Below are 17,351 nucleotides of genomic sequence, written 5' to 3' on the forward strand. Positions count from 1 at the left end.
TCGCTGGCGCGCTATGCGCCGTTCATCGTGTCGGTTCCGCTGCGCGGCAGGTTGATAGCCGGTCGGGAGCACGCCGTGGTGCCCGGCAGCCCGGCGCCCGCTGAGGCCGGCCGGCGTTTCCGGCAGGGGGGCCGACGTGACGGCTGCGGCGGCTTTCCGCCAGCCGGAGTGCCACGACCGGCCGTCATGCGTTTCCCGGCGCTCGCACCAACCGTCGCAGGCCATGCCCGGCGCGGCAGACGTTCGTGGGCTAGCATCCAACGCGTGTGATTGGTTGACCATCCTGGCCAAGAAAAAGCAGGAAAGTGGACGATGCGATCCCCCGCTTCCTTCATTGTCTTGTGCTTGGGCGCTTGACAGTGGCGCGTGACCCTAGCAAGCGAGCAAGCTAAGCACTGACTATATGAATGCTTCCTTTGGCTTTTGTTTCGGAACTGCTTCGGCAGCCTTCGCAGGAATGCGCACACGGAGTCCACCCGGTGAAGCGTCCCCGCCTGGAACTCGCTGCACAATGCATGCGGAACTGAGATCCCGATGAGAGAGCGCCCGAGCGGCGACGACATCAGCGAGCGCAAGCGGGCGGAGGCTGCCTTGCGCGAGAGCGAGGAGCGCCTGCGCATCGCCCTGGAGGGGGCCAGGTTCGGAACCTTTGATTACTACCCGCAAACCGACAAGATGGACTGGGACGACCAGCTGCGTCGAATTTGGGGGGTCGGGCCTGGCGAGGCGCTAAGCTACGCCGAGGTCGTCGCGCGCCTGCACCCCGACGACCGCCCGAGGATGCTGGCCGCGGTGGCCGACGCCTACGACCCGCGCAGTGGCGACGACTACCGGGCAGAGTACCGTGTCATCCGGCCCGACGGCAGCTGGCGCTGGCACGACACCAGGGGCCGCGTGCAATTTGAACGATGTGCCGATGGTAGCAACCGGCCCGTACGCGTGATCGGCGTCGTCCGCGACGTCACTGAGCACAAGACCGCCGAGGCGGCGCTGGTGGAGCTCAACCGGGCCCTGAAGGCGCAGGTGGCCGAGGTCAGCCGCCAGGCCGACCAGCTGCGCGCACTCGCCAGCCGGCTGAGCCGGGTGGAGCAGCACGAGCGCCAGCGTCTGGCAAAGATTCTTCACGACCATCTCCAGCAGCTCCTCGTCGCGGCGCAGATGCAGTCCTCGACGCTGCTGCGCGAGGCCGCCAACGAACGCCAGCGTGCGGCGGCATGCGCCGTGCGCGACGTTCTCAAGGAGGCGCTTTCCGTCTCGCGCTCGCTCACCGTGGAGCTGAGCCCGCCGGTGCTCCGGGAGGCGGGCCTGATCGCAGCGTTGGAGTGGCTGGCCGAGCGCATGCAGGAGCAGCACGGCTTGACGTTACGCCTGCACACAGAGACTCGCGCGGAGCCAGGTGGCGATGAGCTGCGCTTCCTGCTCTTCGAGTGCGCGCGTGAGCTGATGCTGAACGTCGTCAAGCACGCTGACGTCGATACCGCGGTTCTGGTGCTCGTGCGCTCGCGCGGCGGCGCTCTGGAACTCAGCGTCAGTGACGAGGGCAGCGGCTTCGACCCGGACGTGGTGACTCGGCGCCGCCCGGACGAAACGAGTTTCGGGCTCTTCAGCATCAAGGAGCGCTTAGCGCACCTCGGCGGGCGCATGAGCATCTTGAGTGCGCCGGGACGCGGCACGCAAGTGACGCTGAGCGTGCCGACGGCCGCGCTGCGGCCGCAAGGCAGTGCGGCCGAGGCCGCCGAGCCCGCGGCGCGCGTCGGGGAGCTGAGGCTCTACCCGATGCCCGAGAGCCGGCGCGTGCTTCTCGTCGACGACCATCGGATCGTGCGCCAGGGGCTGGCCGGGTTGTTTCGTTTCGAGGCCGACATCGAGGTGGTGGGCGAGGCCGACGCGGGCGAGCAGGCGGTGACCATGGCCGCGGAGCTGCAACCGGACGTGATCATCATGGACGTGAAGCTCGGTGCCGACATGGACGGCATCGAGGCGACCCGCCGTGTGCTCGCCTGCAATCCCCAGGTGCGGGTCATCGGCCTCTCCATGCACGCGGATGTCGCGGTGGCGACCGCCATGCGCGACGCAGGCGCCGCCGCCTACCTGACCAAGGACGGCCCCTGCGAGGAGTTGCTGGCGGCCATTCGCGCCAAGCGAGGGCCTGAGCTGCGGCCCAGCGCAGCGCCAGTATAGCCCCAGTAGGCGGGAACGACCGGGTACCCTCTGTATCGCGTGTCGACTCCACGAAGTACACGCGCGCGCCGTTGGCACAGCGGTGCGCGACCGTGGTCGCATGGTATCGTCGATCGCTGCCAAGGTGTTGCTGTCGAGCGGACGCTGACCGCTCCCGGCATCAGGGGCAGCAGACGGCCAGCGGCCCTCTCCACGTCAGTGACAGCTACATGATTGCGGACTTCGACATTCACTGTCCGTCTATTGCGCGCAGTATCCGGCCCCAGGTTGGCGAGAGGGTTCCTGCCTGACATCTGTGGGTTGGATCGCAGTCCTTCGTGCGCCTGACCGATACAGATGCCCGTCTGTAGGATCAGACGGTGAGATATTGCTTCACCAGCTCGTCGCTCAGCTCCGGCATGGCGCCGGTGGCCATGAGCCGACCGCGGTCGAGGATGACGAAGCGGTCCGCGACGCGGCGTGCGAAGGGCAGCTTCTGCTCAACCAGCAGCACGGTGAGGCCGAACTCGTCGATGAGGCGGCGGATGATGTCGCCGATTTCGTGGACGATGTTGGGCTGGATGCCCTCGGTGGGCTCGTCCAGGATCAGGAGCTTGGGGTCGAGGACCAGCGCGCGGCCGATGGCGAGCTGCTGCTGTTGGCCCCCGGAGAGGTCGCCACCGCGCCGGCGCAGCATGTCGCCGAGCACCGGAAACAGCTCGAAGATGAAGTCCGGCACACGTTGCTTACCGTCTGGGCGCGAAGGCAGGCCGATTTCCAGGTTCTCCTGCACCGTGAGCAGCGGGAAGATCTGCCGGCCCTGGGGGACGTAGCCGATGCCGAGGCTCGCGCGGCGCTCCGCGGGCAGGCGGGCGATGTCTTGTCCCAGGAAGTCCATACTGCCGCCGCGCAGTGGCAAGAGGCCCATGATGCATTGCATCAGCGTGGTCTTGCCGACGCCGTTGCGGCCCATGACGCAGGTGCACTGCCCCACCGGGATCTCGACGTCGAGGTCCCAGAGGGTGTGGCTTTCGCCGTAGTACTGGTTGAGGTGGGCGATGGTGAGCACGTTAAAGGGGCTTTGGTTTGATCTCAGGGCCGGGGACCGATCGGCGGATACGCTTCGCTGACTTGCCCTCGCATCAGGGCTGTTCCCCACAAAGGCTACTGCAAGCGCGCCGGCTCCGCGGGAGCGCCACTGCCCTTTGTGGCGCGACAAGGGCCGTGCGGCTACCCGCAGCTCGGCGGCAACTCGAACCGTCGTCTATCACCTCACCGCCGGTCGCGGCACCAAGCATGCCGCTCCCATAAGGCAGCTGCGTCGCGGCACCAAGCGTGCCACTCCCACCACGATCAGCGCGCGATGGCTTCGGGCCAGTAATCGCCCAGGACTTCATGCAGCGCCCAGGGACACTGCTGCGGAAAGGCGCCGGAGTCGAACGGGGTCTCAGAGATAGCGAGGTCCACACCGTCTGCGTATGCCTTCGCCAGCAGGGTGGGAAGCTGTGCTTTCAGGCTCGGGTTCTCTTCCAACAGCTCGGCAAGCGCACGACGTTGTGTGTTGATGGTGGCACGCCAGGACTTGCGGTTCGGGTAATCCGGTTGCACTTGCCACTTCAACATGTGGCCGAGCAGGACGCCCAATCGGCTCTTCAGTGCGCGTCGTTCCCGCTTGCCCAAGTCTTCGATCTCCTCGGCCAAGTGCTGGATGTCCAGCATGCTGTAACGCCCGCTGCGCAACAGGTTGGCTTGTTCCATGGACCAAGCGTAGAAGTCAGTGTCGTATTCCGCGCTCATGGCTGCTTCGCCGTCGGTGATCTCTGCCGAAGTCTACTCGCCGAGATACACCTCCACCACCCGCGGGTCGTTCTGCACCTGCTCCATGCTGCCCTCGGCCAGCACCGTGCCCTGATGCAGCACGGTGACGCGCCGGGCGATGGAGCGCACGAAGTCCATGTCGTGCTCGACGACGACCACGGAGTGCTTGCCCTGCAAGGACAGCAGCAGCTCCGCGGTGCGGTCCATCTCCTGGTGGGTCATGCCGGCGACGGGCTCGTCGACGAGCAGCAGCAGCGGGTTCTGCATCAGCAGCATGCCGATTTCCAGCCACTGCTTCTGGCCGTGCGACAGGGCGCCCGCCTCCCGCTGCGCCTGCTCGCCGAGGCCGATGATGCCGAGCACCTCGTCGATGCGCTCGCGCTGCTCGCCCGAGAGCCTGGCGAACAGGGTCGGGAAGACGCGCTTGTCGCCGGCCATGGCCAGCTCCAGGTTCTCGAACACCGTGTGATGCTCGAACACCGTCGGCTTCTGGAACTTGCGGCCGATGCCGATCTCGGCGATCTCGGGTTCGCTGAGCCGGAGCAGGTCGATCTTCTGGCCGAAGTAGACGCTGCCGGAGTCCGGCCGGGTCTTGCCGGTGATGATGTCCATCATCGTGGTCTTGCCGGCGCCGTTGGGGCCGATGACGCAGCGCAGTTCCCCGGCATCCACGTAGAAATTGAGGTGGTCGATGGCCTTGAAGCCGTCGAAGGAGACGTTGAGATCCTCGATGTAGAGGATCGGGCCGTGGCTGATGTCGAGCTCCAGGTCCTTGACGTTGACCATGAAGTCGAACTGCCGGTCGCGGCGCATGGACTCCTTGAACTGGAGCCACGCGCGTTGCTGGCTGCTGAAGTCGAAGGCGCGGTCGCGGCGCATCAGGTCCCGCGCGGATTGACTGGCCGGGCTCATGCGCGGGCCTCCCGGACCGCGGGCGCCTCGGTGCGGCGGCGCAGGCGCAGCCGGAACAGCCCGGCGATACCCCGTGGCAGCAGCAGGGTCACCAGCACGAAGAGCCCGCCGAGGGCGAATAGCCACGCCTCCGGGAAGGCGCCGGTGAAGTAGGTCTTGCCGTAGTTCACCAGCACGGCGCCGACGACGGCACCGTAGAGCGTCGCGCGCCCGCCCACGGCCACCCACACCACCAGTTCGATGCTGTTGAGCGGCGCGAACTCGCCGGGATTGATGATGCCCACCTGTGGCACGTAGAGCGCACCGGCGACACCCGCGAGCATGGCAGAGAAGGTCCAGATGGCGAGCTTGACCCGGTCCACCCGGTAGCCGATGAAGCGGGTGCGGGCCTCGGCGTCGCGGATCGCGACGGCAACGCGGCCGAGCCTGGAGGTGACGATCCAGCGGCAGGCGATGTAGCCGACTGCCAGGGCCAGCGCCGAGGCCAGGAAGAGCGCCACGCGGGTGCTGTCCGCCTGAAGGTTGAAGCCGAGGATATCCTTGAAGTCCGTCAACCCATTGTTGCCGCCGAAGCCCATCTCGTTGCGGAAGAAGGCGAGCATCAGCGCATAGGTCAGCGCTTGGGTGATGATGGAGAGATACACGCCGGTGACCCGGGAGCGAAACGCGAGCCAGCCGAACACGAAGGCGAGCAGCCCCGGCAGCAGTACCACCATCAGCGCCGCGAGCCAGAACATGTCGAAGCCGTGCCAGAACCAGGGCAGTTCCTTCCAGTTCAGGAACACCATGAAGTCCGGCAGCACCGGGTCGCCGTAGACGCCGCGGTCGCCGATCTGGCGCATCAGGTACATGCCCATGGCGTAGCCGCCGAGCGCGAAAAAGGCGCCATGGCCCAGGCTGAGGATGCCGAGGTAGCCCCAGACCAGATCCACGGTCACCGCCAGCAGCGCATAGCTGAGGTACTTGCCGAGCAGGGTCACCGTGTAGGTGCTCACATGCCAGGGATTGCCGTCGGGCACCGCCAGGTTCAGCACCGGCACCGCGATGGCCACCAGCAGCACCACGGCCAGCATCACCTGGCCGCCGGTGTCACCTCTCAGTGGCGTCAATGGACCCATTTGGCTCACTTCCAAAAAATGGTCTGCATAGTCACATGCAACAAGGGCCGAGGGCCGAGGGCCGAGGCCCAAAACGCGACCGCACAGCTCCGCCCGACTGCCGTTCCAACCCTTGGCCCTGTCTGATCGGTGCTGCGGTGCGCACAACACTTGACGCACACGCAAAGATTCCGGCCCTTCAAGCAATCTAGCCCCTGGTTCCTCATTGTTCCGCCGCTCGACCGCGCTGCGGGAACAACCCGCGCGGGCGCCACTGGATAAACAGGATGATGAACACGAGCACCAGGATCTTGGCTAGCACGGCGCCGGTTGAGGGCTCCATGAATTTGTTGGCGACGCCGAGCGTCAGGCCGCCCACCAGGGTGCCCCAGAGGTTGCCGACGCCGCCGAAGACGACAACCATGAAGGAGTCGATGATGTAGGCCCGCCCCATGTTGGGGCCAACGTTGGTGAGCTGCGACAGCGCCACGCCGGCGACCCCCGCGATACCGGCACCGAGCCCGAAGGTGAGCGCGTCGACGCGCGCGGAGCGCACGCCCATGGCCCGCGCCATGGCCCGGTTCTGGGACACCGCGCGCACCTGGAGACCCAGCGCGGTGCGCTTCAGGACCAGCAGCAGCGCGACGAACACCAACAGCGCGAAGATGAAGATGTACAGCCGGTTGTAGGTGAGCGATAGCGCCGGGTTGAGCGCGAGCGAGCCGCTCATCCAGCTCGGGTTCTCCACGACGACGTTCTGCGCCGAGATGGTCGTGCGCACGAACTGCTGCAAGATCAAACTGATACCGAAGGTGGCGAGCAGGGTCTCCAACGGCCGGCCGTATAGGAACCGAATCACGCCCCGCTCGATGGCGACGCCGAACAGCCCGGATACCAGGAACGCCGCCGGGATGGCCACGAATAGCGAATAGTCAATGGCGTTCGGCATCGCGAGCTGCACCAGGTAGGTGGTGTAGGCGCCGAGCATGATGAGCTCGCCGTGGGCCATGTTGATAACCCCCATGACGCCGAAGGTGATGGCCAGGCCGATCGCCGCCAGCACCAGCACCGAGCCCAGGCTGAGCCCGAAGAACAGCGTCTCCAGGCGGCGGTTGTTCTCGAGCCGCCGCTCGATGTCGGCGCGGGCCGCTTGCGCCGCCGCGAGCACCGTCTGATCCGGCTCGGTGCGAATCAGCTTGTCCAGGGCATTGCGCGCCTCCGGGTAGAGGCTGCCCTTGAGATCGTTCACCGCCGCCAACCGCTCCTCGGGCGTGTCCGCCCGGAGGCCGGCGATGGCGAGCCCCAGCCCGATGGCATCGCGGACCTGCGGATTCTCCTCCACGACGAACTGGGTCTTGAGTGCCTGGATATTCGCCGCATCCTTGGTGTCAATCATTCGCTTGGCCGCCGACAGGCGCACAGACGCATCCGGGCTCGCCAACGTCAGCGCGGCGATGTCGCCGCGCAGCCGGCTACGCATGCGGTTGTTGATAATGATCTTCTTCGCATCCCGGCGGCCGGCGCTGCCGAGATCCTCGCCGCTCAGGGCATCGGTGAGCGTGTAGCCGTCGCCGCTACGCCGGGCGAGGACGATACGCTTATCGTCCGTGCGGTAGTAAAGCTTGCCGCCCAGCAGGGCCTCGAGCAGGTCCGCGGCGCGGGGATCACCGCTCGCCGCCACGTCCTGCGCGGCCTGCTCCTTGACCTTGAAGGAGCGCTCGGCGAGTTGGGGCAGCGCGGTTTCGAGGCTCGGCGGTTGCGTTGGTGCCGTCTGCACAGGCGGTGCTGGCGCCTTTTGGGCGGCGGCCGGCCGCTGTTCGACGGGTGGCTGCGCTGGCAGGCCTTCCGCCTCGGCCGCCGTCGGCTGCACGACGGCGTCGATCGTGACGCCGTCCGCGCGCGTGGTGGGAGCGCCGTCCTCGGCGCGAGCTGCGCCCTGTCCTGCGCCCAGTCGCGGCGAGGACGCCGCTCCCACAGGCGCAAGCCCCTGCCCGGAATCATGATCAAGGCCCGCGTCAACGCCCGCCTGCGCCCATGCCGTACCGCCGATGGCGGCCATGGCCAGAATCAGCAGGGCGGTGATGCCGGTACGTACCGCGGTGCGCACGGGTGCTGGCGGGAGACGGAAACTGGGCTGGCGCAGATGGCGCATGGGCGCAGAGGTCCTGGGGGCTGGCGTCTCGGGTCTAGGTGAACTGACACGGAGAGCATTGGCGCGGAACATTGGCGCAGAAACGTCGAAACCGCTCGCAGTGCCCATCCGTGTCGCCCTGGAGGCGACACTCCCGGGCGCGGACGGAGTGTCGCCCTCCAGGGCGACACGGACAACCATCGGGCCAAAACCGGTTTCGGAACCTTCACATTGCTGCACTGGTCCGTCAGGCGGGAATCAGCCGGAGTCGCCGGGGGCCGCGGCGACAACGCCACCACCACCCGCCCTTCACTGCCCGCGTGAAGCGTCCGCCGGCGCGCGCCGGCGGGGCCGACCGATAGTCGGCGCTGCCGGATCAGTCCGCGGCCTCGGCGCCGAGGCACTCCTTGGTCTTGGTGTTGTAGTTGCCGCACTTGATGGGTGCGGTCCAGTCGCCGATCAGATCCTTGGAGCCCGGCAGGTAGTCGGACCAGGCATCGCCCGGAACCTCGCCGTCGGTCTCCCAGACGACCGCGAACTGGCCGTCGTCCTGGATCTCGCCGATGAGCACCGGCTTCGTGATGTGGTGGTTGGGCAGCATCTTCGCGGTGCCGCCGGTGAGGTTGTTGGTCTCCAACCCGACGATGGCGTCGATGACCTTGTCCGGGTCCGTGGTACCGGCCTTCTCGACGGCCTTGACCCAGAGGTCGAAGCCGATCTTGTGCGCCTCCATCGGGTCGTTGGTGACGCGCTTGTCGTCCTTGATGAATTCATGCCAGGTCTGGATGAATGCCTCGTTCTCCGGCGTATCCACACTCTCGAAGTAGTTCCACGCGGCGAGGTGGCCCACCAGCGGCTTGGTATCGATGCCGGAGAGCTCTTCTTCACCCACCGAGAAGGCGACGACGGGGATGTCCTCGGCAGAGATGCCCTGGTTGGCCAGCTCCTTATAAAAGGGCACGTTGGCGTCGCCGTTGATGGTGGAGACCACGGCGGTCTTCTTGCCCTCGGAGCCGAACTTCTTGATGTCGGCGACGATGGACTGCCAGTCGGAGTGACCGAAGGGCGTGTAGTTGATCATGATGTCCTCGTCGGCGACGCCGTTCTGCTTCAGATAGGCCTCGAGGATCTTGTTGGTGGTGCGCGGATAGACGTAGTCGGTGCCCGCCAGCACCCAGCGCTCGACGCCGAGCTCGTCCTTCAGGTAGTCCACTGCCGGAATCGCCTGCTGATTCGGCGCCGCGCCGGTGTAGAAGACGTTGCGCGAGGACTCCTCGCCCTCGTACTGCACCGGGTAGAACAGGATGCCGTCCAGTTCCTCGAACACCGGCAGCACGGACTTGCGCGAGACGGAGGTCCAGCAGCCGAACACCGCGGCCACCTTGTCCTTCTCCAGAAGCTCGCGGGCCTTCTCGGCGAACAGCGGCCAGTCCGAGGCCGGGTCCACCACGACCGCTTCGAGCTTCTTGCCGAGCAGGCCGCCCTTCTTGTTCTGCTCGTCCACGAGCATCAGCATGGTGTCCTTCAACGTCGTCTCGCTGATGGCCATGGTGCCGGACAGGGAGTGCAGCACGCCGATCTTGATGGTGTCGTCGCTGGCGGCCGCGGGGGCCTCGTCGCCCTCGGCCGATGCAGGGGCCTCATCCTCGGCCAGCAGGGGTCCTGCGCCGAGGCCCAGGGCCAGGGCGCCGGCGAGCGCGAAGGTCTTCAGCAGGGATGCTCCGGGGGATGTCATCCGCATAGTCTCGATGCTCCGGGTCAGTTGATATCGCAGGCGGCGGCGCTCGTATCGCCATCGCGCGGCAACTGAAGCAAAGGGCGGGCCAATCCGCCAAGGGCTTCAGCGAACCGGCAAATTGGCAGGCGTCGAACGCAGGTGCTGCAACCGGAGGCCGGTGATGCGCACCGGCACGGTGCATCGAGCGCACCATCGCGGCTCGGCGCGAGCCAAAATCGTGCACAGCGCGGCACGCCAATGAATCACCGACGGTTTCCGAGCAGCCGAAGGAATTGCCCGTGGTGACGCGATCCGCAAGAATCGGCCGCTATCCAGATCGGGTTCCCGGGCTCGCGGCGGTCTTGATCATCATTCGGCCAAAAGCCTTCCAGCCGTGGGAGCGGCGTCCCCGCCGCGACTGGACGCCCGTCGCGCCGAGGACGGCGCTCCCACGTGGGAGGGCGGAGTTATGATCAATGCCCTCGCGGACAGACCGAGTATCCGCACGAGGCTCCAGCGGGGGCCGGGGAGGCAACGCCTTGGAAGCCAGGAAACTCAAAACGGTCGAAGACTTGCTCCAATCCGAGGAGGAGCGCGTCGAGCTGATCGACGGCGAGATCGTCAAGCGGCCGATGGCACGCTCGGATCACGCCCTGGTCCAGTCGGGCATTTCCGACGAGGTCGCCCGGCTCAAGCGACGCAACGGCCCCGGCGGCTGGTGGATCATGCCGGAAATCAGCGTCAAGTACAGTGAGACCCAGTGCCCAAGCCACGACCTTGCCGGCTGGCGGCGGGAGCGCGTGCCGCGGAGGCGCACCGGGATCATGGACGTGCTCCCGAATTGGGTCTGCGAGATCACATCTCCCGGACATGAGCGGAAGGACCTTTTTCATCACTTCATGCTCCTTCAGCGCAACGCCGTGCCGTACTACTGGGTCATCTCGCCGGAAGACGAGACCTTGATCGCCTACCGACTCGTGGATGGCAAGTATCACGTCGTGTTTTCCATGGAGCGCCGGGTCGAAGCGGTGTCCGAGCCGGTGCGGATACCGCCGTTCGAGGACATCGAGATCGATCTGAATTATGTCTTCGGTGAGGAGGGCTAGTGCGGCGTTTCTCCTAATTCTGCTTTCGTTGTCGTTGTCGTTGTCGAGTATCCGACCACGACCACGACCACGACCACGACCACGACAAGCACAACCAAAACGAGCAGGGAAACCGCAACGGCAAACTTGACCACGCGGACGCAGGTCAGGCGCGCTCCACCGGAAAGGCCAGCACCTGGTCGATGTGGTCGTGGCCGCACAAGCAGAGCAACAGGCGGTCCAGCCCGAGGGCGACCCCGGAGCAGGCCGGCAGGCCGTGGCCGAGGGCGGCGAGCAGGTGCCCATCCGGCGGCAGCGGTGCCTGGCCGCGCCCCGCGCGCACCGCGAGATCCTGCTCGAAGCGCAGGCGTTGCTGGTCGGCGTCGGCCAGCTCGTCGAAGCCGTTGGCGAGCTCCATGCCCCGCCAGTAGAGCTCGAAGCGCCGTGCCACCGGCCGCTCGCCAGGCACGATGCGGGCCAGCGCCGCCTGGCTCGGCGGATAGTCGTGCAGGAAGGTCAGCCCGCCCTGGCCGAGGTGCGGCTCCAGACAGTGGCTGAGCAACAGGTCGAGCCAGCCGTCGCGGTCCAGGTCCAGCGCCCTGGCGCTAGCGATGCCTTGCTCCACCGCCGTGGACTGAAGCGTCTGCAACTGGCTCGACGAGGGATCGACGCCGAGGCGGTCGCGAAACAGATCGCGGTAGGTGATGCGCTCTTCCGCCAGTCCGGCGTCCGCCGCCAGACAGCGCACCAGCGCCGCCATTTCGTCCATCAGGTCATCGAGTGAGAACCCCGGCCGATACCACTCCAGCATGGTGAACTCGGGGTGGTGGCGCCGGCCGCGCTCGTCGGCGCGGAACACCTTGCAGACCTGGTAGATTGGCCCGCTGCCGGCAGCGAGCAGGCGCTTCATCGGGAGCTCGGGGGAGGTCTGGAGATACCAGCGCCCGGGGCCGGCGCCGGTCAGGTCCGCGTCCAGGTGCAGCGGCTCGATGGCCGGATCGGGATTGGCCGCCGCGGAGAGGATGGGCGTCTCTACCTCCAGCACGCACCGCTCGGCGAAGAAGCCGCGCAGGCCGGCGAGCAGACGCGCGCGTGCACGGACCGCTGCCAGGCTGGCGCGCGGGCGCCAGTGGTCGGCCATGCTAGATCTCGTCGAGGGCGTCAGATGTTTCGAGAAGCATCAGATGCTTGCGGTGCAGCATGATCGCAGCCCGGGCGAATCGGGATCGTTGTCGAAGCGCCCGCGGATTGCTGCAATTTCGATAGCGATAGCGATGATGCCGATGCGTTGGTCTGAGGCATGGCCTCGGTGAGGTCACTCTTCCTTGGCGCGGGACAGGTAGACGCCGGTGCGGGTATCCACGCGGATGGATTCGCCCTCCTCCAGGAACAGCGGCACGTTGACCACGGCGCCGGTCTCGAGCGTGGCCGGCTTGGTTCCGCCGGTGGCAGTGTCACCGCGGAGCCCCGGGTCGGTCTGGGTGATGGTGAGCACGACAAAGTTCGGCGGCTCCACCGACAGCGGTGCACCATTGTAGAGCGTCACCCGGCACATGTCCTGCTCCTTCAGCCACTTGGCGGCATCGCCGACGGCACTGGCATCGGCACCGAGCTGCTCGAAGGTCTCGGTGTCCATGAAGTGCCAGCTTTCGCCGTCGTTGTAGAGGTATTGCAGGTCGGTCTCATGCACGTCGGCGGCCTCCACCGAGTCGCCGGACTTGAAGGTCTTCTCGACTACGCGGCCGGTCTTCAGGTTGCGCACCTTGACGCGGCTGAACGCCTGCCCCTTGCCGGGCTTGACGAACTCGTTCTCAACGATCGTGTATGGATCGCCGTCCAGCATGATCTTGAGTCCGCCCTTGAATTCGTTGGTCTTGTAGCTCGCCATGCGACGCACTCCCCAGTGTTGGTACAACAATTGTTCGGAAGGCAATCGACCATGATACAGCGAAGCGCGCCTGCCGCGCCGACGCTTAGCGGCGCTATCGGCGCGGCAGCCGGCCCCCGTGTCAGTAGCCGTCAGTAGCCGTCAGTAGCCGTAGCCCGCGCTCTCGATCTGCTTGATCTTTCCATCCTCGATGGTGATGCGCTGCACGAAGCGCCGCGGACCGAAGTTGTAGGTCCAGATCTCGGAGGGAACAGTCACGTAGTCGTCGACGTAAATGCCGCGGACGGCATCATAGCTGCGGGTCAGGATGCGCCGGTCCTGCCGCTCCTTCATCGTGGGCTGGCCGCAAAAGCGCAGCAGATTCATGGTGCTGTCGCCTTCGCTGACGACGGCAGTGCCGCAGCGCAGCGCGTACGCGGGATTGGTGAGGGCAAGGCAGCAGCAGAGCAGCAGGATTTGGCGCATCGTATCCTCCATCGGCGGGTTATCCTGCGCCGCCACCGTCGGCAGCGGCACCGTGCAAAGTCTAGCCGCTGCCGGAGAGAGTACGCCGCGACCGCGCAATGCGGCTATTCGTAGCGCACTTCCAGCACCTCGAATTCGCGCTTGCCGCCGGGCGCATCCACCAGGGCCACATCGCCCTCGGTCTTGCCGATCAGGCCGCGGGCGATGGGCGAGCTGATGCTGATCTTGCCCTGCTTGATGTCCGCCTCGTCGTCACCGACGATGATGAAGGTATGCTCCTCGTCCTTGTCCACGTCGAGCACGTCCACCGTGACGCCGAAGACCACCTTACCGTTGCGCGGCAGGCTGGCGACATCGATGATCTGGGCGTGGGAGAGCTTGCCCTCGAGCTCCTTGATGCGACCCTCGACGAAGCCCTGTTGCTCGCGCGCGGCGTGGTACTCGGCGTTTTCCTTGAGGTCGCCGTGGGCGCGCGCCTCGGCGATGGCCTCGATGATGCGCGGACGCTCAACCTTCTTGAGCTGCTCCAGCTCGGCGCGCAACTGCTCAGCGCCTCTGGCGGTCAGAGGTACCTGGGTCATCTGTGAAATCCTCGTTGGAATCCGGCCGCGGCGGGCCGCGGCCGGCAAGCTGTCTCGGAATAATCCGGGGATGATCCGGGGATGATCCGGCGCGGCTGGGGGAAGCGCCGATCGATGGGCGTTTCCGCAAGCCGCCGGATGGCGGCCGGGCGGCCATGTGTCGAGCCCGCCCGACCGGACGACCGCGCGGCAAAGGCGGTCATCGACTCGCAAAAGAGCCTAACGCCGCGGCCGGCCTCAGTAAAGCGCCTGTAATGGTGTGACCTCCAGCACATCGCCCTGGCGCAGCGCCATCAGCGTGGCCTCGGCGCCGGCGATGGTGGTGGTGTAGCTCACCTTGTGCTGCAAGGCCGCGCGGCGGATCTCGGCGGAATCCGCGATGGCCTGGGCACCCTCGGTGGTATTGACTATGAAGACGATCTCGTCGTTCTTGATCATGTCCACGATGTGCGGGCGGCCCTCCTTGACCTTGTTCACGCCGACGCACTCCATGCCCGCCTCGCGCACCGCCCGCGCGGTGCCGTGGGTGCCATAGAGTGCGAAGCCGAGCTCGTCGAGCTGCCGTGCCACCGCCACCAGCCGGGTGCGGTCCGCGGCGCGCACGCTGAGCATCGCCTTGCCACGCTTCGGCAGGGACTGGCCGGCACCCTCCACCGCCTTGCCGAAGGCCTCGGCAAAGCTGTCGCCGATGCCCATGACCTCGCCGGTGGACTTCATCTCGGGCCCAAGCACCGTGTCCACGCCCGGGAACTTGACGAAGGGGAACACCGCCTCCTTGACGAAGTAGCGCGGCGGCTGCACTCCCTGCTCCAGACCCTGTGCGACCAGCGTCCGCCCCACCATGCAGCGGGCACCGACCTTGGCCAGCGGCACACCGATGGACTTGGAGACGAAAGGCACGGTGCGCGAGGCGCGCGGGTTGACCTCCAGGATGTAGATCTCGTCGTCCTGAATCGCGAACTGGGCATTCATCAGGCCGCGCACGTCGAGCGCAAGGCCGAGTTTGGTCATCTGCTCGCGCAGGCGTTCTTGCAGGTCCTCGGACAGCGTGTAGGGCGGCAGCGAGCAGGCGGAGTCGCCGGAGTGCACACCGGCCTGCTCGATGTGCTCCATGATGCCACCGATGAGCACGCGCTCGCCGTCGCAGACGGCGTCCACGTCCACCTCGATGGCGTTGTCCAGGAAGCGGTCCAGCAGCACCGGCGAGTCGTTGGAGACGCTCACCGCGTTGCGGATGTACTGCGCCAGCTCGACGTCGTCGTAGACCAGCTCCATGGCGCGGCCGCCAAGCACGTAGGACGGGCGCACCACCAGTGGATAGCCGATGGCGGCGGCCTGTTCCAGGGCCTCGCTCTCGCTGCGGGCGGTGGCGTTGGGCGGCTGCTTGAGGCCAAGCTCGTGCACCAGGCGCTGGAAGCGCTCGCGGTCCTCGGCGCGGTCGATGGCCTCCGGCGAGGTGCCGATGATGGGCACGCCGGCGGCCTCCAGATCGCGCGCCAGCTTCAGCGGCGTCTGCCCGCCGTACTGGACGATGACGCCGAAGGGCTGCTCCACCTGCACGATCTCCAGCACGTCCTCCAGCGTCACCGGCTCGAAGTAGAGCCGGTCGGAGGTGTCGTAGTCGGTGGAGACGGTCTCCGGGTTGCAGTTGACCATGATGGTCTCAAGGCCGTCCTCGCGCAGCGCCAACGCCGCATGCACGCAGCAGTAGTCGAACTCGATGCCCTGGCCGATGCGGTTCGGCCCGCCGCCGAGCACCATGATCTTCTGCCGGTCCGTGGGCGCCGCCTCGCACTCCTCCTCGTAGGTGGAGTAGAGATACGCCGTCGCCGTGGCGAACTCCGCCGCGCAGGTGTCCACGCGCTTGAACACGGGCCGGATGCCGTGGCGGCGTCGCAGCGCCCGGATGTGGGACTCGTCGCTGCCCACCAGCCTGGCGAGACGCTTGTCCGAGAAGCCCTTGCGCTTGAGCATGCGCAGCCGGCCGGCATCGTCCAGGGCCACGCCGCCGCCCGTCTTCACCTCGGTCTCGATGCTCACCAGCTCCTGCACCTGCGCCAGGAACCAGGGGTCGATGCCGCAGAGCTCGTGGAGATCCTCCAGCGTCCAGCCGGCGCGCATGGCGTCGGCCAGGTAGAAGATCCGCTCAGGACCGGGCTGGCGGATCTCGCGGCGCAGCAGGTTGTTGAAGTTAGGGTCCGCCGGGTTGGCCACCGGATTCAGGCCGTCGCGGTCGGTCTCCAGCCCGCGCAGCGCCTTCTGCAGCGACTCCTGGAAGGTGCGGCCGATGGCCATGACCTCGCCGACGGACTTCATCTGCGTCGTGAGCCGGGAGTCCGCTGCCGGGAACTTCTCGAACGCGAACCGCGGCACCTTGGTGACCACGTAGTCGATGGTGGGCTCGAAGGACGCCGGCGTAGCGCCGCCGGTGATCTCGTTGCGCAGCTCGTCCAGCGTATAGCCGACCGCGAGCTTGGCGGCCACCTTGGCGATGGGGAAGCCGGTGGCTTTGGACGCCAGCGCGGAGCTGCGGGAGACGCGCGGGTTCATCTCGATGATGATCATCCGCCCGTCTTCGGGATTGATGGCGAACTGGACGTTGGAGCCGCCCGTGTCGACGCCGATCTCGCGCAGCACCGCGATCGATGCATTGCGCATGATCTGGAATTCCTTGTCGGTCAGCGTCAGCGCCGGCGCCACGGTGATGCTGTCGCCAGTATGCACGCCCATCGGGTCGAAGTTCTCGATGGAGCAGATGATGATGCAGTTGTCCTTGTGGTCGCGAACCACCTCCATCTCGAATTCCTTCCAGCCGAGCGCCGACTCTTCGATGAGCAGCTCAGTGGTGGGCGAGAGGTCCAGGCCGCGGCGGCAGATCTCATCGAACTCCTCGGCGTTGTAGGCGATGCCGCCGCCGCTGCCGCCGAGGGTGAACGACGGCCGGATGATGGCAGGAAAGCCCACCTGCACCTGCACCTGCTGCGCCTCTTCCAGGCTGTGGGCGATGGCCGAGCGCGGCATGTCGAGGCCGATGCGGCGCATGGCCTGGCGGAACAGGTCGCGGTCCTCGGCCTTGTCGATGGCCTCGCGCGAGGCGCCGATCATCTCCACGCCGAAGCGCTCCAGCACCCCCTCGCGGGCCAGGTCCAGGGCGCAGTTGAGCGCGGTCTGGCCGCCCATGGTGGGCAGCAGGGCGTCCGGGCGCTCGCGCTCGATGATGCGCTCCAGCACGCGCCAGTTGATGGGCTCGATGTAGGTGGCATCCGCCATGTCCGGGTCGGTCATGATGGTCGCCGGGTTGGAGTTCACCAGGATGACCCGGAAGCCCTCCTCCCGCAGCGCCTTGCACGCCTGCGCGCCGGAGTAGTCGAACTCGCATGCCTGCCCGATGACGATGGGCCCGGCGCCGATGATGAGCACGCTGTGGATGTCGGTGCGCTTTGGCATGGCCGCTGGATCGCTTATCTCTTCGCCGGCTCAGCCGCCCGCAATGGCGC

General features: G+C 66.7%; 13 protein-coding genes. 2 read left to right on the forward strand and 11 right to left on the reverse strand.

Features of this window, described 5'->3' with window-relative positions; translation table 11 throughout:
• The first annotated feature begins 534 nt into the window (after window positions 1-534).
• A complete protein-coding gene (locus LJE69_RS03705; protein WP_296921616.1) occupies window positions 535-2,181 on the forward strand; it encodes a response regulator in 1,647 nt (548 codons plus the stop codon).
• Between the two features lie 352 nt (window positions 2,182-2,533).
• Here the strand turns inward: LJE69_RS03705 and urtE are convergent, their stop codons facing one another.
• The 6 genes from urtE to urtA form a co-directional block, all read right to left on the reverse strand.
• Window positions 2,534-3,229 (reverse strand): urea ABC transporter ATP-binding subunit UrtE, encoded by a 696-nt coding sequence (urtE, locus tag LJE69_RS03710; protein ID WP_296921618.1) that lies wholly within the window; start codon window positions 3,227-3,229, stop codon window positions 2,534-2,536.
• Window positions 3,230-3,513: 284 nt separating this feature from the next.
• Window positions 3,514-3,957 carry a DUF29 domain-containing protein gene (locus tag LJE69_RS03715; RefSeq protein ID WP_296921620.1) on the reverse strand — a complete coding sequence of 148 codons (444 nt, stop codon included), beginning with the start codon at window positions 3,955-3,957 and terminating at the stop codon, window positions 3,514-3,516.
• 33 nt (window positions 3,958-3,990) lie between these two features.
• Entirely contained in the window at window positions 3,991-4,791 is an 801-nt protein-coding gene (urtD, locus tag LJE69_RS03720; RefSeq protein ID WP_296921737.1) for an urea ABC transporter ATP-binding protein UrtD, read from the reverse strand.
• A gap of 95 nt (window positions 4,792-4,886) precedes the next feature.
• Window positions 4,887-6,008, reverse strand: a complete 1,122-nt coding sequence (urtC, locus tag LJE69_RS03725; protein ID WP_296921622.1) for an urea ABC transporter permease subunit UrtC — start codon at window positions 6,006-6,008, stop codon at window positions 4,887-4,889.
• A gap of 202 nt (window positions 6,009-6,210) precedes the next feature.
• The gene (gene urtB / locus LJE69_RS03730) at window positions 6,211-8,139 is read right to left on the reverse strand and encodes an urea ABC transporter permease subunit UrtB (protein WP_296921624.1); all 1,929 of its coding nucleotides are present in this window, start codon (window positions 8,137-8,139) and stop codon (window positions 6,211-6,213) included.
• A 355-nt stretch (window positions 8,140-8,494) separates the two neighbouring features.
• Window positions 8,495-9,853, reverse strand: a complete 1,359-nt coding sequence (gene urtA, locus LJE69_RS03735) for an urea ABC transporter substrate-binding protein (protein WP_296921626.1) — start codon at window positions 9,851-9,853, stop codon at window positions 8,495-8,497.
• Between the two features lie 554 nt (window positions 9,854-10,407).
• Between urtA and LJE69_RS03740 the strand changes: the two genes are divergently transcribed.
• Window positions 10,408-10,941 (forward strand): Uma2 family endonuclease, encoded by a 534-nt coding sequence (locus LJE69_RS03740; RefSeq protein ID WP_367114621.1) that lies wholly within the window; start codon window positions 10,408-10,410, stop codon window positions 10,939-10,941.
• 145 nt (window positions 10,942-11,086) lie between these two features.
• On the opposite strand, the gene epmA is transcribed toward LJE69_RS03740, so the two are convergent.
• The 5 genes from epmA to carB all read right to left on the reverse strand — a co-directional run bounded on the left by epmA (window position 11,087) and on the right by carB (window position 17,301).
• Window positions 11,087-12,061 (reverse strand): EF-P lysine aminoacylase EpmA, encoded by a 975-nt coding sequence (gene epmA / locus LJE69_RS03745; RefSeq protein ID WP_296921629.1) that lies wholly within the window; start codon window positions 12,059-12,061, stop codon window positions 11,087-11,089.
• A gap of 174 nt (window positions 12,062-12,235) precedes the next feature.
• Window positions 12,236-12,808 carry an elongation factor P gene (gene efp, locus LJE69_RS03750; RefSeq protein WP_296921632.1) on the reverse strand — a complete coding sequence of 191 codons (573 nt, stop codon included), beginning with the start codon at window positions 12,806-12,808 and terminating at the stop codon, window positions 12,236-12,238.
• Between the two features lie 141 nt (window positions 12,809-12,949).
• On the reverse strand, window positions 12,950-13,273 hold the full coding sequence (locus LJE69_RS03755; RefSeq protein ID WP_296921634.1) for a DUF2845 domain-containing protein: 324 nt from the start codon (window positions 13,271-13,273) through the stop codon (window positions 12,950-12,952).
• 104 nt (window positions 13,274-13,377) lie between these two features.
• Complete coding sequence (gene greA / locus LJE69_RS03760; protein ID WP_296921636.1) at window positions 13,378-13,854, reverse strand: transcription elongation factor GreA; 477 nt, start codon at window positions 13,852-13,854, stop codon at window positions 13,378-13,380.
• 237 nt (window positions 13,855-14,091) lie between these two features.
• Window positions 14,092-17,301 (reverse strand): carbamoyl-phosphate synthase large subunit, encoded by a 3,210-nt coding sequence (gene carB / locus LJE69_RS03765; protein WP_296921637.1) that lies wholly within the window; start codon window positions 17,299-17,301, stop codon window positions 14,092-14,094.
• Window positions 17,302-17,351: the final 50 nt, after the last annotated feature.

The sequence above is a fragment of the Thiohalocapsa sp. genome (genome assembly GCF_022340605.1).
Taxonomy (GTDB): domain Bacteria; phylum Pseudomonadota; class Gammaproteobacteria; order Chromatiales; family Chromatiaceae; genus Thiohalocapsa.

Bases quoted from the DNA above. Each gene is read 5' to 3' on its own strand.
- LJE69_RS03705 (WP_296921616.1), top strand. From the start codon at position 535: ATGAGAGAGCGCCCGAGCGGCGACGACATCAGCGAGCGCAAGCGGGCG.
- LJE69_RS03715 (WP_296921620.1), bottom strand. From the start codon at position 3,957: ATGAGCGCGGAATACGACACTGACTTCTACGCTTGGTCCATGGAACAA.
- urtD (WP_296921737.1), bottom strand. From the start codon at position 4,791: ATGCGCCGCGACCGGCAGTTCGACTTCATGGTCAACGTCAAGGACCTG.
- urtC (WP_296921622.1), bottom strand. From the start codon at position 6,008: ATGGGTCCATTGACGCCACTGAGAGGTGACACCGGCGGCCAGGTGATG.
- urtB (WP_296921624.1), bottom strand. From the start codon at position 8,139: ATGCGCCATCTGCGCCAGCCCAGTTTCCGTCTCCCGCCAGCACCCGTG.
- urtA (WP_296921626.1), bottom strand. From the start codon at position 9,853: ATGACATCCCCCGGAGCATCCCTGCTGAAGACCTTCGCGCTCGCCGGC.
- epmA (WP_296921629.1), bottom strand. From the start codon at position 12,061: ATGGCCGACCACTGGCGCCCGCGCGCCAGCCTGGCAGCGGTCCGTGCA.
- efp (WP_296921632.1), bottom strand. From the start codon at position 12,808: ATGGCGAGCTACAAGACCAACGAATTCAAGGGCGGACTCAAGATCATG.
- LJE69_RS03755 (WP_296921634.1), bottom strand. From the start codon at position 13,273: ATGCGCCAAATCCTGCTGCTCTGCTGCTGCCTTGCCCTCACCAATCCC.
- greA (WP_296921636.1), bottom strand. From the start codon at position 13,854: ATGACCCAGGTACCTCTGACCGCCAGAGGCGCTGAGCAGTTGCGCGCC.
- carB (WP_296921637.1), bottom strand. From the start codon at position 17,301: ATGCCAAAGCGCACCGACATCCACAGCGTGCTCATCATCGGCGCCGGG.